Annotated in this window: 17 protein-coding genes; 12 read left to right on the plus strand and 5 right to left on the minus strand. The window is 66.1% G+C overall.

The genetic code is table 11. The features are described 5' to 3' along the window. The first annotated feature begins 393 nt into the window (after nt 1–393). Genes ABC728_RS06560 through tagF form a run of 5 tightly spaced genes read left to right on the plus strand, consistent with a single transcriptional unit; the run spans nt 394 to nt 8,245 of the window. On the plus strand, nt 394–1,464 hold the full coding sequence (locus ABC728_RS06560) for a type VI secretion system-associated FHA domain protein (protein WP_445376386.1): 1,071 nt from the start codon (nt 394–396) through the stop codon (nt 1,462–1,464). 19 nt (nt 1,465–1,483) lie between these two features. Continuing rightward, nucleotides 1,484–2,797 carry a type VI secretion system baseplate subunit TssK gene (tssK, locus tag ABC728_RS06565; RefSeq protein ID WP_416617643.1) on the plus strand — a complete coding sequence of 438 codons (1,314 nt, stop codon included), beginning with the start codon at nt 1,484–1,486 and terminating at the stop codon, nt 2,795–2,797. Then, nucleotides 2,794–4,113: a type IVB secretion system protein IcmH/DotU gene (icmH, locus tag ABC728_RS06570; RefSeq protein ID WP_445376387.1), complete on the plus strand. Its 1,320-nt coding sequence runs from the start codon at nt 2,794–2,796 to the stop codon at nt 4,111–4,113. Before tssK ends, icmH begins: the two co-directional genes overlap by 4 nt. Nucleotides 4,114–4,121: 8 nt before the next feature. Continuing rightward, nucleotides 4,122–7,619, plus strand: coding sequence for a type VI secretion system membrane subunit TssM (tssM, locus tag ABC728_RS06575; protein WP_445376388.1), 3,498 nt, complete (start codon nt 4,122–4,124; stop codon nt 7,617–7,619). Continuing rightward, entirely contained in the window at nt 7,601–8,245 is a 645-nt protein-coding gene (gene tagF / locus ABC728_RS06580) for a type VI secretion system-associated protein TagF (protein ID WP_416617646.1), read from the plus strand. The genes tssM and tagF overlap by 19 nt, the downstream gene beginning before the upstream one ends. 51 nt (nt 8,246–8,296) lie before the next feature. On the opposite strand, the gene ABC728_RS06585 is transcribed toward tagF, so the two are convergent. Then, on the minus strand, nt 8,297–9,730 hold the full coding sequence (locus tag ABC728_RS06585; protein ID WP_416617647.1) for an NAD-dependent succinate-semialdehyde dehydrogenase: 1,434 nt from the start codon (nt 9,728–9,730) through the stop codon (nt 8,297–8,299). A gap of 151 nt (nt 9,731–9,881) precedes the next feature. On the opposite strand from ABC728_RS06585, the gene ABC728_RS06590 reads away from it, so the two are divergent. The 5 genes from ABC728_RS06590 (at nt 9,882) to ABC728_RS06610 (ending at nt 15,591) form a co-directional block, all read left to right on the plus strand. Further along, nucleotides 9,882–10,034, plus strand: coding sequence for a hypothetical protein (locus ABC728_RS06590; protein ID WP_416617648.1), 153 nt, complete (start codon nt 9,882–9,884; stop codon nt 10,032–10,034). Between the two features lie 21 nt (nt 10,035–10,055). Further along, nucleotides 10,056–11,162 carry an acyl-CoA dehydrogenase family protein gene (locus ABC728_RS06595; RefSeq protein WP_416617649.1) on the plus strand — a complete coding sequence of 369 codons (1,107 nt, stop codon included), beginning with the start codon at nt 10,056–10,058 and terminating at the stop codon, nt 11,160–11,162. 8 nt (nt 11,163–11,170) lie between these two features. Further along, nucleotides 11,171–12,403 carry an acyl-CoA dehydrogenase family protein gene (locus ABC728_RS06600; protein ID WP_416617650.1) on the plus strand — a complete coding sequence of 411 codons (1,233 nt, stop codon included), beginning with the start codon at nt 11,171–11,173 and terminating at the stop codon, nt 12,401–12,403. A 141-nt stretch (nt 12,404–12,544) separates the two neighbouring features. Next, a complete protein-coding gene (locus ABC728_RS06605) occupies nt 12,545–14,674 on the plus strand; it encodes an acetate--CoA ligase family protein (protein WP_416617651.1) in 2,130 nt (709 codons plus the stop codon). Nucleotides 14,675–14,697: 23 nt separating this feature from the next. Then, complete coding sequence (locus ABC728_RS06610) at nt 14,698–15,591, plus strand: crotonase/enoyl-CoA hydratase family protein (RefSeq protein WP_416617652.1); 894 nt, start codon at nt 14,698–14,700, stop codon at nt 15,589–15,591. On the opposite strand, the gene ABC728_RS06615 is transcribed toward ABC728_RS06610, so the two are convergent. Continuing rightward, nucleotides 15,588–16,502, minus strand: coding sequence for an alpha/beta hydrolase (locus tag ABC728_RS06615; protein WP_416617653.1), 915 nt, complete (start codon nt 16,500–16,502; stop codon nt 15,588–15,590). The two genes, ABC728_RS06610 and ABC728_RS06615, sit on opposite strands and share 4 nt — an antisense overlap. Nucleotides 16,503–16,654: 152 nt before the next feature. Between ABC728_RS06615 and ABC728_RS06620 the strand changes: the two genes are divergently transcribed. After that, the gene (locus tag ABC728_RS06620) at nt 16,655–17,872 is read left to right on the plus strand and encodes a CoA transferase (RefSeq protein WP_416617654.1); all 1,218 of its coding nucleotides are present in this window, start codon (nt 16,655–16,657) and stop codon (nt 17,870–17,872) included. A gap of 146 nt (nt 17,873–18,018) precedes the next feature. Further along, on the plus strand, nt 18,019–19,215 hold the full coding sequence (locus ABC728_RS06625; RefSeq protein ID WP_416617655.1) for an LLM class flavin-dependent oxidoreductase: 1,197 nt from the start codon (nt 18,019–18,021) through the stop codon (nt 19,213–19,215). Between the two features lie 105 nt (nt 19,216–19,320). On the opposite strand, the gene ABC728_RS06630 is transcribed toward ABC728_RS06625, so the two are convergent. From ABC728_RS06630 to ABC728_RS06640, 3 genes are all read right to left on the minus strand, one after another. Then, a complete protein-coding gene (locus ABC728_RS06630; RefSeq protein ID WP_416617656.1) occupies nt 19,321–20,766 on the minus strand; it encodes an FAD/NAD(P)-binding protein in 1,446 nt (481 codons plus the stop codon). A gap of 897 nt (nt 20,767–21,663) precedes the next feature. After that, nucleotides 21,664–21,939: a translation initiation factor IF-1 gene (infA, locus tag ABC728_RS06635; RefSeq protein WP_445376389.1), complete on the minus strand. Its 276-nt coding sequence runs from the start codon at nt 21,937–21,939 to the stop codon at nt 21,664–21,666. 79 nt (nt 21,940–22,018) lie between these two features. Further along, nucleotides 22,019–22,231, minus strand: a complete 213-nt coding sequence (locus tag ABC728_RS06640; RefSeq protein WP_416617657.1) for a cold-shock protein — start codon at nt 22,229–22,231, stop codon at nt 22,019–22,021. Between the last annotated feature and the right edge of the window lie 2 nt (nt 22,232–22,233).

Below are 22,233 nucleotides of genomic sequence, written 5' to 3' on the forward strand. Positions count from 1 at the left end.
GAGCAGTTACCACATCGCATCCTCTTTTGCATGCCCCATTGTTTGCATACTGTATTGAATATAACCTTCTTGGTTTATTGATTTCGATATTTAGAACATCAATCAAATTTTGCGGCAATAGGGTAAATATATGGACGATCATGATTTATAGTGTATGTCGCGGTCCAAATATCAATCATCATTTTCTATTGAACATGAATTGAAACTTCCTTCATACTAAGAACAAATTTGGTTTGTTTCTACTTTTAATCACAAGGGCGATGATAATGGATGGGCCGCGCCGGCGGCGTCCGGCGCCATAGGCGATGCCCGCATGGAAGGTGCCGACAGGTCATGCCTGAACTCCGCATTGTCGAGGGGCCGAACAGGGGGGCCGTTTTCCGCTTTACCGACTTGCCGCTGACCGTGGGCCGTGACGAGGGGTACGACTGGAAATTGCTGGATATTCGAAGAAATCCCGTCATTTCACGTCAGCATTTCCGGATCGACATGCGGGATGGTCTGTATCTGATCACCGATCTTTCCCTGAACGGCGTTTTCATCGATGGCCGGCCGGAACCGCTTCCGAAAGGGCGGCCGCAGCCGCTGGTCGACGGTCAGCAACTCCTGATCGCCGACTATGTGCTGGAATTCCGCGTCCGGGCGCCGGTGGTTCCGGCCTCGCCGGTCCGGCCGCCGGCCGTGGCCGCACCGGTTCCGGCGCCTGCCCCGGTTCCCGATCCTGGCATCGATGATTTGGGGGATTGGGATGATCTGCCGGCCGATGACGCCCCGCGCGGCCACATGCCCGCGCCGTCCGTGGCCGCCCCCGACAGTTTGCTGGCCCGCTTTCTGGAAGGGGCGGATCTTCCGGCGGCCAGGCTGCGGCCGGACGTGATGCCGGGTGACATCCTGTTCATGGCCGGCCGGCTCTGCCGGGAAAACCTGGAGGGTCTGCATTCGCTTCTGGAAGGGGCCGAAGCGGCACAGCGTGGTTTTCCGGCCGCCGGCATGTCGTTCGGGCCGGGCGCGCGCCACCCGCTCCTGAAAACCACCGACATGTCCCGCCTTCTTGCCGACCTGTTGGCCCCGCCGCGTCATGCCGGGCAGCCCGCCGATCAGGTGACCCGGCTGGCTTACCATGATCTCGTCCGCTGGCAATCGGCCCTTTCCCGGCTTTGTGAACGGGCGCTGGACACCGTGATCGACAGCCTGAACCCGGAGAGCATTCGGCGGGAATACATGTACCAGAGAAGTGGGATAAGAAAAATAATAGACAAGGTGATGGTGATATTGAGTGTAAATGGCAAATTTCATTTCTTCTGGAACAGGTATAATGCAAAATGGAACAGATTGAATTACGATAAATTAGAAGAATATGATGAAATAATGCGACGTGTATTTGATGATATATTTGCTGAAATGGACAATATCGACGAAGCGATAAGTAAAAATGATGTCAGGAATGGCGTTCGATCGAAATAAATGATTTTGGGGGTGGGGCATGGAAAACCGTGTGGTTTGGTCGCAGGGCCTGTTTATCAGGCCACAGCATTTCCAGCAGATGGAAAGGCATATCGAATGGCAGGTTCAGCGCCATGCAGGCGCGCTTGGCGCCTATGGCTGGGGCGTGACGGATCTGTCCATCGATCTGTCGCGGTTGCGGATGGGGGAATTCGCGCTGGCGCGCTGTGCCGGCATTTTTCCCGACGGCACGCCCTTCCAGGTGCCGGAAACGGGCTTGCTGCCGCCATCCCTGACCCTGCCGTCGGGTTACGTGGGGCTGGTCTATCTTGCCTTGCCGCAGGACCGTCCCGGACAGGGTGCGATCTCTGACGGGGTCGCGACGCGCTACGGGACGTTCGTTGCCCTGGTGCGTGACACGGGCGACGGGCCTGACGGCGAAGCGGTGGAGATGCGGCTGGCGCGCCTGAACCTGTCGCTGCATCTGGAAGGGGATGTGCCGCCCGACCGCGCCTGCATCGCCGTGGCGCGTGTGCAGGATGTCGCGGCCAGCCGTCAGGCCGTCCTGGACGACGGGCATATCCCTTCCTGCCTGACCATCGGCACGTCACCGGTATTGCGGGGCTTCGTGGCGGAGGTCCGGGGGCTGGTGGCCCAGCGCCGCCATGGGGTTCCGTCGGGGCCGGATGCGGGGGTGGAGGATTGGCTGCTGCTGACGGCCCTGGGGCGGGCCCAGCCCCTGCTGGCCCACATGGATACTGATGGCACCTCACATCCCGAGGCGCTTTACCGCTTCTTTCTGTCGCTGGCTGGTGAATTGTCCAGCTTCACCGAACTGCGCCATGTATCTGAACTGCCGCCATACCGGCATGATGATCTGCGGGCCTGTTTCGGCCCGCTGATGTGGGAATTGCGCCGTTTCCTGTCGGCGCGCGGCGCGCAGGTCGTGAAGCTGGGGTTCGAGCCCTGCACCATCCGCCAGGAGACCTGGTTCGCCGTCGTTCCCGACGCCGACTGGATCGACAGCGCGGATTTCGTCCTGTCGGTCAAGACCATCCTGACGCCGGAGGACACGGTAAACAAGGTCCATGCCAAACGTCTGAAGATCTATCTGGGGAACGAAGTGGAGAGCCTGCGCAAGCAGGGCATCAATGGCTTTGGCCTGCAGCCCCTTGAACGGCAGGTGCGCCATCTGCCGGCCGTGACGGGCCGTGCCTATTTCCGGTTGGAGAAGAACCATGTGAATTGGCGTGACCTGCATGCATCGGGCCGATTTGGGCTGATGGCCCTGCCGGATGTGACCAAGCAGGAATTTGAAATCCTGATGTGGGTCTTTCCGGGCGGCATGCCATGACGGCACGCGACGGTTACGGCTCATCGGGGGCCGGGATGCGGCCCGTGCCGGGGGGACGGCATGCCTTTCCCCCTCGCGGGGGGCGGCGGCGTTCCGACAGAAGCTGGTCCGGCGGGGATGCACGTTCCCGGAGCGATGCCGGGCGATTGGGCACGGCCGACCCTGCCACCTCGCTGGTGCTGGCGGCCCAGCCGTTGCTCCAGCAGGCCTCGCGTATCAATGAGACCATGGAACAGCCGGACCTGCGGGCGCTTCATTCCTGGTTCGTCGAGGGGGTAGGGGCGTTCACGGCTGTCACCACTTCCCTGTTGCGGGACGGCAACGATATCCGGATCGCCGAATTTCTGGTCTGCGCCACGATTGATGACCTGATCGAGAACAGCGACTGGTGTCAGAACAACGAATGGATGGGGATCTCCATGATCACCACCTTCAAGTTCGATGATACCCGCGGCGAGGTATTCTTCGACCTGCTGGAAGACCTGCTGGAACGCCTCCGGCATGATAAACCGGCTGCCGGGGCGTTGGCCTTCCTGGCCCTGACCTGTCTGTCCGTGGGTTTCCGTGGTCCCTTGCGGGCGGGGCCGGAAGGCAAGGTCAGGGTCCAGGCCTACATGGGTGCCCTTGCCAGGGAACTGAAACATCTCTGGCCCGACGCCGATGGCCGGCTTTCGCCGAACTGGCGGGGAGAGGATGTGCCGCGTCCCCCGCTGTGGTCCAGCCTGTCGTGCCTGTTGCCGGTTCTGTTCGCCGTGCTGGTGGTGGCGGCTTTCTATGGCTTGTTCTGGTACGGCCTGACCGATCCGACGGATCGGGTGCTCGACCGCTATGCGACCCTGCCGCAGCCACCACCGCCCCCGCAATTCCCCCCGCCCGCCCCGCCCCCGGCCCCTCCGCCAGCGCCCGTGTCGGTGGCGCCGGTCTCCGGCGTCCGCATTGCGGAGACGGTCGGGGCGGTCAGCTTCGATCTCGGCGGTCTCAACCTGTTCTCATCGGCCAGTGCGACCGTGTCGGACGAAGCCCGTCCCGTCCTGCGTGAGGTGGCGCGCCGGCTGGCCGGTCTGCGGGGCCGCATTGTCGTGGAAGGCCATACCGACAGCCGGCAAAGCCGCGATCCACACTTTCCGAACAACGAACTTCTGTCGCTGATGCGGGCGCAGGCGGTGGAGAGCGTGCTGCGCGCGGAATTGGGTGGGCGCGCCATGGATGTCCGCGGCAAGGGAGCGAGCGAGCCGGTGGCAGAGAATACGACGGAGGAGGGGCGCCAACGCAACCGCCGCGTGACCGTCACCCTCTGGCGGGAGATGATGCCATGAGACGGCGCATGCTGCTGCGAACCAGGGGTCTGGAAGAGGCGGTCTATGCCGGCTTCCTGCTGGCCTCGGGTCTGGCGGCCTGGTATCTGGCACCCAAGACCTCGCTTCCGGTCTTCCTGCCGCCGCCGGCCCATCAGGCCCGGGGCGTGACGGTGGCGGTCGTGCTGCTGCTGGGCGCTGTCGTTCCTGTGCTGTACCGTTTGGTCAACCGGTGGCGCCAGCGGCGGTTGCTGGAGGGCATGACCGATACATCCTCTGCCGAACTGTCGGAGGATGAGACCGTCCGCCGGGAGGTTGAACAGCAAAGACGGAACCTGAAGGAAGGGCTGCAAGCCCTTGAACAACAATCGGCGAACGGGGAAGAAGACGGCCGGCTGAGGCGCGACAGGGTCTACAGGAATCCCTGGTATCTCATGATCGGTGTTTCCGCGTCTGGCAAGTCCACGGTGCTTGAAAATGCCGGTCCGTTGAAGTTCAAGACCCATGGCGGTGTCGGGGGGACCCTCGATTGCCGATGGCTGCTCAGCAAGGACGCTGTGCTGCTGGATACGGCTGGCCGCTATTCGGGCGGGAAGGAACGGGCCAACAAGGATCACCGGGCCTGGCTGGGCTTCCTGAAACTGCTGGTGCGCACCCGGCCCCTGCAGCCGGTCAACGGGATCATCGTCGCCATCGCTGTCGATGATCTGGTCGGCGAGAAGGCGGACGAGGCGGAACGCACCATGCAGGCCGATGCCATCCGTGCGCGCCTGGTTGAACTGTATCAACAGTTCAGTTGCCGCCTGCCGGTCTATGTGATGTTCACGAAGATCGATCTGCTGCGCGGTTTCCAGGAATATTTCGACGATTTCGACCGGGATGACCGTCTGCAGGTCTGGGGCGCGACGCTGCCCTTGCCGTCGGGGCGCGATGGCCCCGACCTGTCGCATCTGGCCCATGAATATGATCTGCTGGTCGATCGTCTGTACCAGCGTCTGCCCAGGTTGCTCGGCGCTCGCCCGGGGGCGGATCCAGCTCGCATCCTGGATTTTCCGGCACATTTCGCCAGCCTGCGCGGGGTCTGCACCTCCTTCCTGGAAAACCTGTTCGATCCGGGGAAAAGCGACAGCCCGCTTCTGTTGCGCGGTTTCTATTTCAGCAGCGGTATACAGGATCATCGCCAGATTGATCTGATGACCGACCGTGCCGCGGCGATCCATTATCAGGCCGGGTTGACCAATGTTTTCCCCGGTCAGGCGTTGCGGCAGGGACTGACCCGCATCCTGGAATTGCAGCCGGCCGTGGAGCGCAAGGGCAGCAAGGGTTTGAGCTACTTCATCGTGGATCTGGTGAAAGACGTGCTGATCGGCGAGGCCGGGTTGGTCGGGATCAGCACCCGGGCATGGCGGCGGCACCGGTGGCGGATGCGTCTCGCCTGGATGCTGGCAGCGGTGATCCTGCTTGGCGGGTTGGCGGGCCTGGGCATCAGCTTCCAGCAGAACCGGGCCATGCTGGCCGATAATGCTGTGCAGCTCGATCGTTTTGAAAGGACCCTGGCCGACCTGCTGCAGGAAAAGCCGGCGCCTCGGGTCACCGATCTGCTGCCCTTACTCGACACGATGGGCGACCGGGTGGCGGCGGCCGACGGGCCTGTCCCGGTCTGGCAACGTTTCGGCCTGTCCCGGCATCAGGATGTGGCGACCGCGGCGCGGAACATGTACGAGCGTACCTTGCAGGTACATATGTTGCCGGCCCTGCTGCGCACACTGGAAGACCAGTTGCGGCGCGACCTGTCCCCGGCCCAGCGGTTCGAGGGGTTGGCCGCCTATATGATGCTTGGCATGCCGGACCAGCGCGACCCGGTCCAGCTTCTGGCGGTCCTGCCGGCCATCCTCCCCCCCTTCGCCCCGAACGGCCAGGCGGCCGCGATGCAGCACCTGGAAAGTCTGATTACGGCCTCGCCGACAGCCGCCGCCGCACCATGGCTGGATGGCAATCTGGTCGGGATAACGCAGGATCTGCTGTCCAGCATGTCCCTGCCGGCGATCGGCTATCAACGGCTGGAATGGATGCTGAAGGCGAAGCATCTGCCTGTGTCCACCCTGTCATCAATGGCCGGGCCGAACGCTGCGGTTTTCGTCCGGCGGTCCGGCGGGGCAGGGCCGGGGGATGGGGTGCCGGGACATTTCACGCCCGAGGCGTTCCGCGACCATGTCTTGCCGGGCATTGCGCTGGTGGCGCGGCAACTGGGGCGGCAGGGCTGGATTCTGGACCCGGCCGGCGCGCCCGCCAGCCCGGTGCCGGATACGGTCCTGGCCCAGCATATTCTCGGTGAATATGAAAGCCGGTACCGGGCCGAATGGGATGGACTGCTGGATGATGTCCGCCTGGCACCGATGGAGGATCAGGCGCGGGCCAGCCAGGTGCTGGGCCACCTGACGGCCGGGGATGCGGGCTCGCCCCTGCAGGCACTGATGGATGTGATCGTGTTCCGGACCCGCCCTGCGGCCTTCCTGGAACAACAGGGGGCCGGTGGCGGTGGGGCAACACCGGCCATGCCGGTCCTTCCGGCCGGCGGCACGATGCCGGGCCGTGCCATCGACCGGCATTTCCAACCCCTGCATGCCTTCGTGACGGGCACCGGCGGGGGACGGTCATTATCCCAGCTTCTGGAAGCGATGCGTGAGGTGAGAAGCCAGATCAGCCACCATGATGCGGGGGTGCCCGTGGACCCGGCGGTCATCCGGCGCCTGAACAATGCCGTCGATGACCGGTCGCCGCTGGTGCGGGCTGTTGCCAGTGATATCGGCCGGGTGGCGTCCAGCGCGGTGGTCGCAGGGCAGCGCGATGCGCTGGTCCAGGCATGGGCGCAGGTTCGCGACCTGTGCCGTGCCGTGGACGGGCGTTATCCGTTCAGCCGTGATGCTCCTCGTGAAATCTCCGGTGCCGATTTCGATGCGCTGTTCGCGCCCGGCGGCCTGATCCCGGATTTCTTCGACAAGCACTTGCGGGCCCATGTCGACAGGGGGCAGGCGACCTGGGTCTGGCGGCCGGCCAATGGTGTCGATCTGGGCCTGTCACCGGACGTTCTGCGTCAGTTCGAGCGCGCTGATGCCATCAGCCGTAGCTGGTTCCAGAATCGCGGATCGCGGCGGAACATCAGCTTCAACCTGCGTCTGGTCAGCGTGAGCGGTGGTATCCAGTCCACCCGATTGCAGGTCGGGGCTGCGGCCCACGTCTTCAATCAGGTGCCGTCGGATAATGAGCGTGTGACATGGCCCCCCGATGGCGATTTGCGGGTGGAACTGACGGCTGCTCCCTATGGGCGTCTGTCGGTGCCGGCCGGTGACTGGTCGCTGTTCCGGCTGTTGGATCAGGCGGCTTGGTCTACCGGCGGCAACGGCACCTACCTTCTTGAGTTCAGGTTGGATGGCGGTGTGGTCCGTTACCAGCTCGACCCGTTGCATCTGACCCATCCGTTCGACCGGCGCGAGGTGGAGGGGTTCTCATGCCCGGTGATCCAGTAATGGAGACGGCCGCCCCCTGGCGCTGGAGCGGCCTGTTCGGCAAGCTGCCCTTGTTCGGTGATTTCATCAGCCGCAACGTGCCGGCGGCCCTGGTGGAACGTCTGAACGGCTGGGTGCAGGCCGGCATGCTGCGCAGCCGTGCCGACCTGGGGGATGAGTGGCTGTCCTACTATCTTTGTGCGCCCATCTGGCATTTCGCGCTGGCGCCGGGCCTGTGCGGACCCTGGGCGGTGGCCGGGGTCATGATCCCCAGCGTCGACAAGGCCAGCCGCCATTTCCCCCTGCTGGCGCTGGCCGGTCGGGCGGGTGACCTGCCGGCCCTGCTGGCCGGGGCCGGCGGCTGGTATGCCCAGGCCGAATCCCTGCTCCTCACGGCCCTGGCCGATGATCTGGATTGGGACGCCCTGCTGGCTGCTGTGACGGGCCTGGCGGCCGGCGACGCGGACACCCCCCGCCCTGTCGCCTTGCCGGGGGAGGGGGGCACAGGCGACAGCCTCTGGTGGACGCAAGGCAATGATACATTGCCGCCGCTGCTGCTGTCGCTGCCGGGCCTGCCGGACCCGGCCGGTTTCGCGATGCTGCTGGGCCGGCCATCACCGCCGCCGGAGCCGGCACAACCGCCTTGATCCATGCAATTTCCCTGTATGGATATTGTATGGAGTGATATATCCATACAATTAATATGCGCTTGTCTGTTGCATTACCGATTTCAGGAAAGTGTAGCCGTCCAGCCCTTCCGCCCCGCCTTCCCGGCCATATCCGCTATCCTTCACGCCGCCGAACGGCATGTCGGGATAGGTGGAGTTATAGTGGTTGATGGCCAGGCTGCCGCTTTCGATCTCGTCCGCCAGACGGGCGGCGACCCCGGCCCGGTCGGTGAAGGCATAGGCCGCCAGCCCGAATTCCAGCGCATTGGCCCCGGCTATGGCCTCGTCCAGGCTTTCCACCCGGCTGACCAGGGCCAGGGGGCCGAACGGTTCCTCCACCATGGCGCGCGCGTCGGCGGGTACATCGGCCAATATGGTCGGCGCGAACAGAAAGCCCTGGTCGCCCAGCCTTTCCCCGCCGCACACCAGCCGTGCGCCGCGTTGCAGCGCATCGGCCGTCAGCGCCTGCATGGCGGCCAGCCGGCGCTGGTTGGCCAGGGGTCCCATCTCCAGCGCCGGGTCCGGGCCGGTTCCGACCTTCAGCGCCGCCGTCGCCGCCGCGAAACTGTCCAGGAACCGGTCATGGACACTGGCATGCACGAAGAACCGCGTCGGGGCGACGCAGACCTGTCCGGCATTGCGGGTCTTGCCTCGCGCCGACAATGCCCCCGCAGCGTCGGCATCGGCATCGTCCCAGACGATCACGGGTGAACTGCCCCCCAGTTCCATGATTGCGGGTTTCATGTGCTGGCCGCACAGGGCCGCCAGATGCTTGCCGACCGGCACCGAGCCCGTGAAGGTCACCAGCCGCACGGCCGGCTGCGCGATCAGGTGGGCGGAGATGTCGGCCGGCTTGCCGAACACCAGATTGACCACCCCGTCCGGCACGCCTGCCTCCTGGAAGGCGCGGACCAGTGCCACCGCCCCGGATGGCGTTTCCTCCGCCGCCTTCAGGATGATGGAACAGCCCGCCGCCAGCGCCCCCGCCACCTTGCGGGTGGGGGAGGCGAGCGGGTAGTTCCAGGGAGAGAAGGCGGCCACGACGCCCAGCGGATGGCGCGTCACCATCTTGCGCATGCCGGGTCCGGCCGGCACGATCCGGCCATATAGCCGCCGCGCCTCCCCCGCATCCCACAGGATGCGGTCATGGGCCACCCGCACCTCGTTGCGGGCTTCCCTTATGGTCTTTCCCTGGTCCAGCACCAGCCCGGCTGCGATCTCCTCCCGCCGGTCCATCAGGTTGGCAGCGGCGCGAACCAGTATGCGCTCGCGTTCGTCGGGATCGGTGGCGCGCCAGACGCGGAAGCCCTTTTCCGCCGCCGCCAGCGCCTCGTCCAGGTCGGTCCTTTCCGCATGGGGCACGGTGGCCAGCACGCTGCCATCGGCCGGGTTCACGACCGGCCCGCCCCGGGCCGTCTTGCGCCAGCGGCCGCCAATGAACAGGGTCGGTTCGGGATAGGACATGGGTGGGCCTCCTCCGGGCATTGCGCTGTCGGCCGGGCGTGGCCGTCCGGTCCGTGCCGTCTGACGAATAGGCGCGTCCCCATCCAGCCCGCAAGTCCCGGCCCGCCAGCTTCCCGATCAGCATGATATTTCTTCAAGCCATTGAGATTGAATGAATATTTATGTCCTTTCCGGTGCGGCGATGACCGCCCCTCATCGCCGCATTCCAAAAAATAGCACCCCGCCGGGGATGAGCCTTCGTCATGCTGGCTTCGGAAAACTGGCTTGCTGCCGGGCGGCGATCGCCCAAGCTCAGGCGCTGTGATGCCAGCGGATGTGAGGCCCGATGAATTTCGAATTCAGCGATGATGTGACGGCCATGCGGCAGGAGGTACGCCGGTTCCTGGCGGACCGGCTGCCCCCCGGCACGGTGCGCCAGCAGATGGAGCAGGGACCCGTCATTGACCGCCCGCTATGGTCGGAAATGGCCGCCATGGGCTGGCTGGGCCTGACCATTCCGGAACAGCATGGCGGGTCAGGCCTGGGACATGAAGCCCTGTGCATGCTGGCGGAGGAGATGGGGGCCTTCCTGCCGCCGGTCCCCTTCGCTTCGACCCTTTACCTGGTGGCAGAGGCGGTACTGGCGTTCGGCAGCCCGGCGCAACAGGCTGAATGGCTGCCGAAGCTGGCCGACGGCAGCGTCGCCGGCACCTTCGCGCTGGCCGAGGGGGCGGGGGAACCGGCAGCCGGCACCATCCGGGCGCGCGTGGCCGCCGGCCGGCTGTCGGGTATGAAGGTGCCGGTGCATGACGCCGCAGCCGCCGGGCTGCTGCTGGTGGCGGCGCGGGATGTGGAGGGGGAGGTGGGGCTTTTCCTGGTGGCCGGCGATGCGCCCGGCATCCGGCGCACACCGTTGCGCACGCTGGACATCGCCCGCGATGCCGCCCGGCTGGATTTCCAGGATGTGCCGGCCGAGCCGCTGCCCGGTGCCGCCGGCTGGCCGGCCATCGCCCGGCTTCTGGACCGGGCGGCCGTGCCGCTGGCCTTCGAGCAGGTGGGCGGCGCCCGGGCGGCGCTGGAGATGGCTGTTGCCTACGCCATGGACCGGTTCGCCTTTGGCCGGCCGATCGCGTCCCTGCAGGCTATCAAGCACAAGCTGGCCGATATCTATGTGGCCGTGGAACTGGCCCGTTCCAACGCCTATTTCGGCGCCTGGGCGCTGGACCGCGATGCGCCGGAGCTGCCGCGCGCCGCAGCGGCGGCCCGGCTGGCGGCCATCGATGCCTACCAACTGGCCGCGCGGGAGAACATCCAGACCCATGGCGGCATGGGCTTTACCTGGGAGGCCGATTGTCACCTGCATTACCGTCGTGCGGCCCTGCTGTCCGGCATCATCGGCGGGGCGCGCCATTGGCGCGACCGCCTGTTCGACCAGCTCGCCCTTCAGCATTGAGGCTTCCCATGGATTTCAGCGACACCCCGGAGGAAGCGGCATTCAGGGCCGAGGTGCGGGCCTTCCTGACCGCGCATGCCCCGCGCCGTACCGCCGGCAGCCGCACCTATCGCAGCCGGCAATTGACGGCGGCGGATGTGCGCCTGTCCCAGCAATGGCAGGCGACCAAGGCCGCCGCCGGCTTTGCCGGCATCCATTGGCCCCGCCGCTATGGCGGGCGCGACGGCACGCAGATGCAGGCCGCCATCTTCGCCGCGGAGGAGGAGGCGTTCGACGTGCCGCCCGGCGTCTTCAACCAGAGTGTCGGCATGGCCCTGCCCACCATCATGGCGCATGGAACCGAGGCCCTGATCGACCGTTATGCCCGCCCCGCCCTTTATGGGGAGGAGATCTGGTGCCAGCTTTTCTCCGAGCCGGCGGCCGGGTCCGATCTGGCGGGTCTGCGCACCCGCGCCATGCGCGACGGGGAAGATTGGGTCGTGAACGGCCAGAAAGTCTGGACCTCCAACGCCCATTTCTCGCAGTTCGGCATGCTGGTGGCCCGCACTGATCCCACAGTGGCCAAGCATGCGGGCCTGACCTTTTTCATCCTGGACATGTCGGCGCCCGGTGTGGAGGTCCGGCGGCTGAAGCAGATATCCGGCACGGCCAATTTCTGCGAAGTGTTCCTGACCGATGTGCGCATCCCCGACCATCACCGGCTGGGTGCCGTCGGTGAAGGCTGGAAGGTGGCGCTGACCATGCTGGCCAATGAGCGCTTCACCGTGGGCAAGACGGAGGGACCGGATGTGGATGACATCCTGGCCCTGGTCCGGACCCTGACCATCGACGGACGGCCCGCCATCCAGGATCCCGCCGTGCGGGAGAAGATTGCCCGCTGGTATGTGCAGTCGGAGGGGCTGAAATATACCCGCCTGCGTACCCAGACCGCCTTTTCCCGCGGCCGCGCACCGGGGCCGGAAAATTCCATCGGCAAGCTGGTCAGCGCCACCAAATTGCAGGAGATCGCCGCCTACGGGATCGAACTGCTGGGACAGGCCGGGGCCGTGATGGACCCCGATTTCGCCCCCATGAATGCCTGGTTCCAGGAAGCGCTGCTTTATGCCCCCGGCAAGCGCATCGCCGGCGGCACGGATGAGATTCTGCGCAATATCATCGCCGAGCGTGTCCTGAAGATGCCGGGCGAGATGCGGGCCGACAAGGACGTGCCGTTCAACCAGATCCCGACGAGCCGGCGGTGAGCGAGCGTCCTTTTCGCCTTCCCGGCGAAAGTCCGTGCTGTGCGGGTTTCATCAATCTCCACCGTCACCCCGGCCTTCGCCGGCGTGACGGTGGAGAGAGTGGCAATGCATTTCGGTCAAGCAGAATTCAGGGAGAACCCCTTGTCCCGTCCCGTTTATACCCATGCCGAGCTGCGCCGCCTGATCGATCCCGCGTCGGTGGCCATTGTCGGCCTGTCGCGTAACGAAAAGTCCTTCGGTGCGCGTACCGCCGCCAACCTGTCGGGCTTCACGGGCCGCACCTGGGGTGTCAATCCGAATGCGGCTGAGCTCTATGGCATTCCCTGCTTTTCCGGCCTGTCGGCGCTGCCGGGGGTGCCTGACTGCGCCGTTCTGGCTGTGCCGGTCGATGCCGTTCTGCCGCTGGTGGAGGAATGTGCCGCGCTGGGCGTGGGCGGCTGTGTGATCTATGCCTCCGGCTTTGCCGAGACGGGGCTGGCCGACCGTATCGATTTGCAGAACCGGCTGGCGGCCATCGCGCGCGGATCGCAATTGCGCATCGTCGGGCCCAACTGCATCGGCCTGATCAACAATATCAGCCGGGCCGGCCTTTCCTTCGCCTCCGGTTATGGCGCCCGCCGTCCCGCCACCGGACCGGTCGCCATCGTCAGCCAGTCGGGCGGGCTGGGCCAGGCCCTGGCGCAGGTGGCGGAACGCGGCGGCTCCTACAGCCATTTCATGGCGGCGGGGAACAGTTGCGACGTCGATGTCTGTGACTATGTCTCCTATCTGGCGGACGATCCCGGCTGCACTGTCATCACCTGCATCGCCGAGGGGCTGAAGGACGGGGAGCGGCTGCTGCAGGCGGGCGAGCGTGCGCTGGCGGCCGGCAAGCCCGTCGTCATGTACAAGATCGCCACCGGCACGGCCGCCGCCAAGGCCGCCCTGTCACACACCGGTACGCTGGCCGGTGCGAATGCCGCCTATGAGGCCGCCTGGCGCCGCCTGGGTATCATCCAGGTCGACAATATCGAGGATGTGTATGAGACCGCCGCCTTCCTGGCCAAGGCCGGGCGGCCCAGGGCGACGGGCGTGGCGGCGGTGGCGGCCTCGGGCGGGGCCTGCGTCATCACCCTGGACAAGGCGGAGGCGGCCGGCGTGCCAATGCCGAAGCCGGCCCCCGCGACACTGGCCGTGCTGGACGCCAATGTCCCCGATTTCGGCAACCCGTCCAATCCCTGCGATATCACGGCCCAGGTGGCGACCAATCCCGGCTCCTATGGTGCCTGTCTGGAGGCGATGCTGGCCGATCCCGGCTATGCCGCCGTGCTGGTCATGGCGCCCAGCATCAGTGACCCTGGCACGCCCAGCAACGTGGCCCTGTTCTCCGGTCTGGCGGCGAAGGCCGGCAAGCCGCTCTGCCTGTCCTGGATGTCGGAATGGAAGCACGGGCCGGGGGCGGCAGCGGCGGAGGCCGATCCGCATGTGGCGCTGTTCCGTTCTACCGCCGGTGCCTATCGCACGCTTGCCGCCTGGCTGGAACGGGAACGTCGCATCACCGGCCCGGCACCGCGCCCGCGGGGCGGCAGTCCCAATCCGGCCGCTGCCCACGCGCGGGCCCTGCTGGCGGCGGCCGGGGAACGGCTGACAGAGCGGGAGGCCAAGGCGGTTCTTGCCGCCTACGGCATTCCCGTGGCGACGGACCATGTCGTGCAGGATGCGGATGCGGCCGTTACGGCGGCGGATCGGCTGGGCTATCCGGTCGTGCTGAAGCTGGAAACACCGGACATCGCGCACAAGACGGAGGCGGGTGTTGTCCGCCTGGATCTGCATGACGCGACGGCCGTGCGCGGGGCGTTCGCCGCCATCATGGATGCCGCCGGCCGGGTGGAACCCGCCCCGCGCATCGCCGGCGTCCTTGTGCAGCCGATGATCGCGGCGGGGCTTGAGATCGTGGTGGGCAGCCAGTTGGACCCGACCTTCGGTCCCATGGTGGTGGTGGGGCTGGGCGGTGTGATGGTGGAGCTGCTGCACGACAGTGCCGCCGAACTGGCCCCCGTCAATCAGCAGCAGGCACGCGACATGCTGGACCGGCTGAAAGGGGCGGCGCTGCTGCGCGGCTTCCGGGGACAGGCGGGGGCCGATATCGACCGGCTGGCGGGTATCATTGTCGCCCTATCGGAACTGGCCGCCGACCTGTCGGACCTGATCGCGGAAATCGACGTCAACCCCATCATCTGCGGCCCTGGCCGCGCCATCGCCGTGGACGCGCTGATCGTGCGGCGGTCGTGACAAAAGACACAGGAGGAAAAATCATGGCTAAATGGCTGAAGACCCAGGAATTCCTGACTTTCGAGGTCCGTGACCGCATTGCCTATGTGACGCTGAACCGGCCCGGCAAGCGCAACGCCCTGTCGCCGGACCTGATCAAGGAAATCCACGACGCCATGCTGGAGGCCGATGACCGCACCGATGTGCATGTCATCGTGCTGGCCGGGGCGGGGGATGATTTCTGCGCCGGGTATGATCTGGGCTATGGCTATAATCCCGACAATCAGCAGGATGCCACGGCCACCTATCGCAGCCGCATGGGCAGCTTTGATGATGATGTCTGGACCATGACCCGCAAGATGGGCCAGATGCATATCATTCCCGACATCCACAAGCCGGTCATCGCCAAGATCCAGGGCCGCGCCCTGGCCGGTGGGGCGGAACTGGCGCTGGCCTGCGACCTGATCATTGCCGCCGACGATGCCCGCATCGGCCATCCCGGCACGCGCGGCCTGGGGTCGCCGCCCGTCAACTACTGGTTCTACCATGTCGGTCCGCAATGGGCGAAACGCCTGCTGCTGACGGGTGACAGCATCGCCGGCATCGATGCCGCCCATATCGGCATGGTGCTCGACAGCGTACCGGCGTCGGAACTGGATGCGGAAGTGGACGCGCTGGCCCGGCGCATCGCCCTGATCGATCCGGAGATCGCGGCGGCGCAGAAGCGCATCGTCAACACCGCCATGGACCTGTCCGGTGCCCGTGTCCTGCGCCAGTTCGCCATCGAGGCCGATGCCAAGGCGCATCTGTCGCAGGGGCCGGGCCGCAGGACCTGGCGCGAGAATGTGAAGGCCCATGGCGTGCGCCAGGCCATCCGCATGCGCGACGCCACCTATGGCAGTGACCCGGTGCGCATCCGGTCGAAGGAGCCGCGTTAAGCGACCAGCGCCCGCGCCACGTCCCGGACGGCGGCGCGGGCCAATTCCGCATGCGCCGTCATCTGCAGGAAGCCGTGTGTGGCACCATGCCAGGTGACGGTTTCCACATTCACGCCCGCCGCCTGCATCCGCGCCACCATCATCCGGTTTTCATCTGCCAGCACGTCGCATTCGGCGATGCCGATGAAGCAGGGGGGCAACCCGCGCAGGTCGGCATCCAGGGGTGCCGCCAGCACCGGCGGCGCATCGGCCAGGGCACCCAGATACTGCCGCCAGTACCATTGCATGCGCGCGGTGGACAGGCCGTAGCTGCCATCACCGAAACGGTGTTGCGAGCCCGTGTCCAGCCCTGGGGCATAGCATCCATAGGCCAGCGCCGCGATGGGGGGCATGTCGTCGCGGCCCGCATCGCGCAGCGACAGCATCAGCGCCAGCGCCAGATTGGCGCCGGCACTGTCCCCGGCCAGGGCCGGCACGCCCATGCCTAGCCCCAGGGCCCAATCCCAGATCGCAGTTGTGTCGTCCATCGCGGCCGGAAACGGATGTTCGGGTGCCAGCCGGTAATCGAAACCGATCACCACCCGCCCGCTTTCCAGCGCCAGCCGGCGCATGACCGGGTCATGGGTATCGATGTCGCAGGCGAACCAGCCGCCGCCATGCACGAACAGGATGGCGCCGGGTGCCGGCCCCGGTGCGGGATGGTAGAGCCGCACGCGGATCGGGCCGCCGGGACCGGGCACGGTTCGCGTCTCCACCCGGTCCAGCCCGGCGCCGGGATCGGTGAAGACCATGGCCAGCCGGTTCATGCCCGCCCTTGCTTCTGCCGGAGCCATGCGGGTGATGTCGAAGCCGGGCGGGGCCTGTGCTGCCTGCAACTGCCGGGCGGCCTGGATTTCCGGATCGACGCTCATTGCTGCCTCGGCTGGGGCTCCTGCTGGTTCAGTATCCTCCGCTCCCCCGCCCTTGGCCCGCGAAATATTCTCCGGCCCGATACGCAAATCTCCATTCCGGCCGCGGCGCTGCCGGGGCCTTATGAGATCCGTACCGTAACGGAGCAACCCGTATGGCCATCCTGTCCGGCCTGAGCATCGTCGAATGCGCCGCCTTCATCGCCGGTCCCTTCGCCACGGGCGCCCTGGCCCGGCTGGGGGCCGACATCATCCGCATCGACCCGATCGAAGGCGGTATCGATCAGCACCGCTGGCCCGTCACGGCCGCGGGCCGCAGCCTTTACTGGGCCGGCCTGAACAAGGGCAAGAAATCCGTGCGCATCGATATCCGCCGGCCCGAAGGGCGGGAACTGGCCCAGGCCCTGATCACGGCCCCGGGGGAGGGGCGGGGCCTGTTCATCACCAACTTTCCCGCCGTCGGCTGGCTGGATTATGATGCGCTGTGCCGCCGGCGGGCCGATCTGGTCATGGTGAACATCCTGGGCAACCGCGACGGGTCGACGGCCCTGGACTATACCGTCAATTGCGCGGTCGGCTTTCCGCTGGCCACAGGGCCCTTGGGGGACGACAGGCCCGTCAACCATGTGCTGCCGGCCTGGGATTTCATCTGCGGTCAGACGGCCGCCACGGCCCTTCTGGCGGCCGAGCGGTTCAGGCGCCTGCATGGCAGGGGACAGCGGCTGCGCATCGCGCTGTCCGATGTGGCCCTGGCCGTCGTCGCCGACATGGGGCTGCTGGCAGAGGTGGAGATCAACGGCGCGGAACGGGAACGCCATGGAAACCATATCTATGGCGCCTTCGGCTGCGATTTTGCCACGTCGGACGGGCGGCGCCTGATGGTCGCCGCCGTCAGCACCGGACAATGGCAGGCGCTGGTCCGCGCCACGGGACAGGAGGGGCCGCTGTCGGCCCTGGCGTCGGCGCGGGGGCTGGACCTGTCGCGCGAAGGCGACCGCCACGGGGCCCGCGACGCCATCGCCGCCCTGCTGGCCCCCTGGTTCGCGGCCCGCACGCTGTCCGACGCCGGCCGGGCGCTGGATGCCGCGCGTGCCTGCTGGGGACCCTATCAGCGTTTCGAACAGTTGCTGGCCGAGGATCCGCGCTGTTCCCCGGCCAATCCGCTTTTCGCCCGGGTTGATCATCCCGGCATCGGAACCATGCTGACCGCCGGCAGCCCCATCGATTGTTCCGCCTGCCCGCCCGTGCCGCCCGCGGCCGGACCCGTGCCCGGACAGGATACCGATGCGGTGCTGGCCGACCTGCTGGGCCTGGGGACGGCGCAACTGGCTGGCCTGCATGATCGCGGCATCATTGCCGGTCCCGCCGCATGAAAGCTGGTCATGTACCCGAAAATAAAATCCGGCATGATGCGTTCTATCCGGCTTTTGTTTTGATGGACGGGATGAATTCCATATTCTAGCTTTTAGGACAAGGCGGTGGCCCCGATGAAGGCGGCTGTCGGCATGGGAGGAATGGAATGTCGAAGACAAGCCTGCGCCATGGGGTATTCCTGGCGCCGCTGCATCCGGTGGACGAGGATGCGCACGCCCTGATGCATCGCGATCTGGAACTGATGGAATGGCTGGACAGGCTGGGCTATCACGAGGCCTGGATCGGCGAGCATCATTCCGGCGGGTTCGAGACCATCGCCTCGCCCGAACTGTTCATCGCCGCCGCGGTCGAGCGCACCCGCCATATCCGGTTCGGGACGGGTGTGATCTCGCTGCCCTATCACAACCCGCTGATGGTGGCGAACCGCATCATCCAGTTGGACCATCAGTCCCGCGGGCGGGTGATGTTCGGTTTCGGTCCCGGCCTTCTGGTATCGGATGCCCGCATGCTGGGCATCGACCCCAAGACCCAGCGCGACCGCATGGCCCAGGCGCTGGATGTCGTCCTGCGCCTGCTGGACGGGCAGACGGTGACGGAGACGACCGACTGGTACGTGCTGCGGGAGGCTCGCGCCCATCTGCTGCCCTATACCCACCCGCGGCCGGAAATCGCCGTGGCCAGCGCGGCGACGCCGTCGGGCGGACGGCTGGCCGGCAGGTACGATCTGGCCATGCTGTGCGTGGCGGCCACCGACGCGACGGGCGGTTTCAACGTGCTGGACGTCAACTGGAAGCACGCCTGCGACGTGGCGGCCGAGCATGGCCGCAGCATGGATCGCGCGCGGCTGCGCCTGATGGGCCCCATGCACATTGCCGAAACCCGGGAAAAGGCGCGTGAGAATGTGCGCCACGGCCTGGAAAAATACCTGGACTATGCCCGCACCGTGACGCCGGGCCGCTTCGGCAACCTGGTCGGCCGTGACCCGGTCGACGTACTGCTGGAAGCCGGCCATATCGTCATCGGCACCCCCGATGATGCCGTGGACGTGCTGAAGAAGCTGCAGGCCAAGCAGGGGGATTTCGGTGTCTTCCTGCATCAGGCCCATGATTGGGCAGACTGGAACGAAACCAAGCGGTCCTATGAACTCTACAGCCGCTTCGTCGTGCCGCATTTCACCGGTTCCAACCGCGCGCGCGTGGAATCCTTCGACAATTGGAAGGCCCATTCGCTGGATTACAGCAGCCAGTCCCACGCGGCGGCCAAGGCGACGTTCGAGAAATATGGCGCCGGCGGGGCGCTGGAAAGTGCCGCCAAGACGGGGATGATCGGGGCCAGGGACTGAAATCGCGCTCCATCCGGTTCGCCGCCGGGTCACCTGTGCAGGCGGGCGGTTCCCGTCTCCCGGTCGATCGCCCGCGCGTTCCGGCACGGGCCCGACTGCTGATGCTCAGCCCGCCACGATCTCCCGCAGGATCGTGGCGGCCAGGTTCTTGGCCTGTAGGCGAATATCCGGCACGGCCGTGATTTCCCACGACGTTCCCTTCATGATGGGGCCGACGGCGTACAGGCCGGGAACGGTCGCGCCACCGGCAGTGCGCAACCGGCCCACTTCGTCGGTGTCCAGGCCGAGGCGCAACGGGTCCGGCACCACCAAACCCTGTTCCAGCAGGTTGCGCAACAGGGGGTCCCGCGTGCGGGCGATATCGCCACCCGGACCCACACAATTGATGGCATGGGCATAATCCGCCGTCTCACCGGTGGTTTGCCCGCGCCGTCTGAACCGCAGACGCAAGGTCGATGCGTCGGCATCCAGTGAGAGTATGCGCCCCGCCACGACGGTCAGGCGGCCTTCATCCATCATTTCCCGGATACGACAGGCGATGGTCGGTGCCAGCCGATGCCGGTGGACATCCCACCAGGGGCGCAGATGCCGGATGAACCGCAACCGCGCCTTTATGGGCAGGTTCTGCCAATAGCCGGCCGTGGCACCCCGCAGACTGTCGATCACCTCGTGCCAGCCGCCGCCACGGGCCTGTGCCGCCCCGACGGCCGCCCGCACGGATCGGAGCGAGCCGGCCAGGGACGGGGTGAGTGTGGGGATGACCGGTGGTGCCGGATGACCGGGGTCGGCATGCCGGCGCGGCAACAACCCCCGGCGCGACAAGGCCATGATCGGTCCCCGATGGCCGCGATCCGTCAGGGATATCGCCACGTCCACCATGGTCAGGCTGGTTCCCAGCAGCAGGACCGGTTCATCGGGCTTTACATGGTCCAGGGTGCCCGTCGCCCAGGGATCGGTATGGAAACGGGGGGATTGCAGAAGCGTCTGGGCCACGCCTGGTGGCGGGTCCGGCGGAAAATTACCGACGGCGAGGACGGCCGCGTCGATCCTGTAGGACCGGCCGACACCGGTCACCAGCGAGAGGCCCGCGCCATCTTCCGTCCGAGCCAGGGAAACGGCATCGTCAGCGACCAGGACCAGCCGGCCCAGGGCGCCATGCCCCTTCGCGGCCTGTCCCAGCAATTCCTGAAGATAGCGGCCATAATCCGCGCGGGAGACAAATCCGTTGCCGTCGCCAGGGTACATCGCCACCTGGTTTTCCCGGACCCAGTCGATGAAATGGCCCGGCTGGTCCGGAAACGCGCTCATGTTGCCGGCACGTACATTCAGCAGATGCGCGCCATGCCGCGTGCTGTAGGCTACCCCCTTGCCAAACCCGCGCGCCTTTTCGACCAGCAGGATACGCGCGGCACCATCACTGCCGGCCAGCAGGTGGAGTGCGGTCAGCGCCCCGCTGAGCCCGGCGCCGATGATGGCGATCGTTGGCCTTTTCCGGGCCGCCGCGACCATCAGCGACACCCGTGGCACGCCGGCCGGACGGGCCCGCCGCAATGCGCATCGCGGTGCCGGACAATATGGTCCCGGTCGGCGGAGGGCAGAGGAAAACCATCATACGGGGCCATCATGCTCTCCTTTCGTGCCGATCATGGTTAAGCTCATATAATATTCCTATAACGTCAATAGGGAATATTGCTCCACAGAGGATGGCAGCAAAGGCCGCAGCGGCCGGTGGGTTGACCCGGTGAACCGTTGTGGTCAAAAGAGGCGCACGGAGATGGGGGCGCCCGGAAGCAGGATGTTCGGCATGCGGCGATAGGCCGGCATGCTGCTGTTCTGTACCCTTTTGCTGTGCGGGATGATCCCCGGCAGCTATATGCCGAATTTCGGTGCGGTCGAGGGACAGGGTTCCCTGGACATCTGCTCGGGCATCGGGAAACGGCTGCTGCCGGTCGATGGCGATGCCGCCACACCGGTGGATATACCCATAGGATGGGCTGTACGCCTTTGCCATGCTGGGCGGGCTGGCCCTTTTCCTGGCGTGCCACTCGCAGGTCGGCGCCGCGTCCGGCCCAGGCGCGCGCCAGAGAGGCCAGATAGGGATGTGCCAATATCCGTCTTGACAGTATTATTTTACGTCAAGGCTTTGCACGATTTGACTCTGGAACGCCATTGGAAGGGCAGGTGCGGCTGTCCCAACACACTCCCTTTGTTCGGGTTGCGGCTGGTGCGGGTGCGTGACGGTGCCGGCCATTGCCGAGGCGCTGGGGCAATGCCGGGATCGCGCCGGCTTTGCCATCGCCCTGCCGGTCCAGTCCTGTTGACATCGGATATTCGAGCCCAAAGGCGGGCGCGAAGCGTGATGAAACCGCATCATCGGGCGGCTTGCCCGGCCGTTCCCACCCTCCGCGGCTGTTGCTTGACCTTGGGGGTGGGGGGCAGCCATTCGCGTCAGCGACGGCGCGGCGGTGCCGGACGGCGGGCAACGCCCGCAGTGGACGGCCGTTCGTCCTTGTGGCGATAGGTGATCCGGCCCTTGGTCAGGTCATAGGGCGTCATTTCCACGGTCACCCGGTCACCGGCCAGTGACCGGATGCGGCTCTTACGCATGCGGCCGGCCGTGTAGGCGATGATCTCGTGTCCGTTTTCCAGCTTCACGCGGAAACGGCCATCGGGCAGGGCTTCTTCGACGATACCGTCGAACTCGATAAATTCTTCCTTGGCCACGCGCGGGCTCCCCCTGAATGTGAAAAGGGCGGCGGCATGGACCCCCATGCCGCCGCCCCAAACCTGAAACCGAACCGGATCAGGCCACGCGCAGGTTTTCAGCCGCCGTCTTGCCCTTGCGCGGATCGCGGACCGCGTCGAAGGAGACCTTCTGGCCTTCGTTCAGGGTGCTGAGGCCAGCACGCTCAACGGCGGAGATGTGAACGAAAACGTCGGCGGAGCCATCCTCGGGCTGGATGAAGCCAAAGCCCTTGGTGCTGTTGAACCACTTGACGGTACCGGTGGTGGACATGA

Source organism: Niveispirillum fermenti (assembly GCF_052474395.1).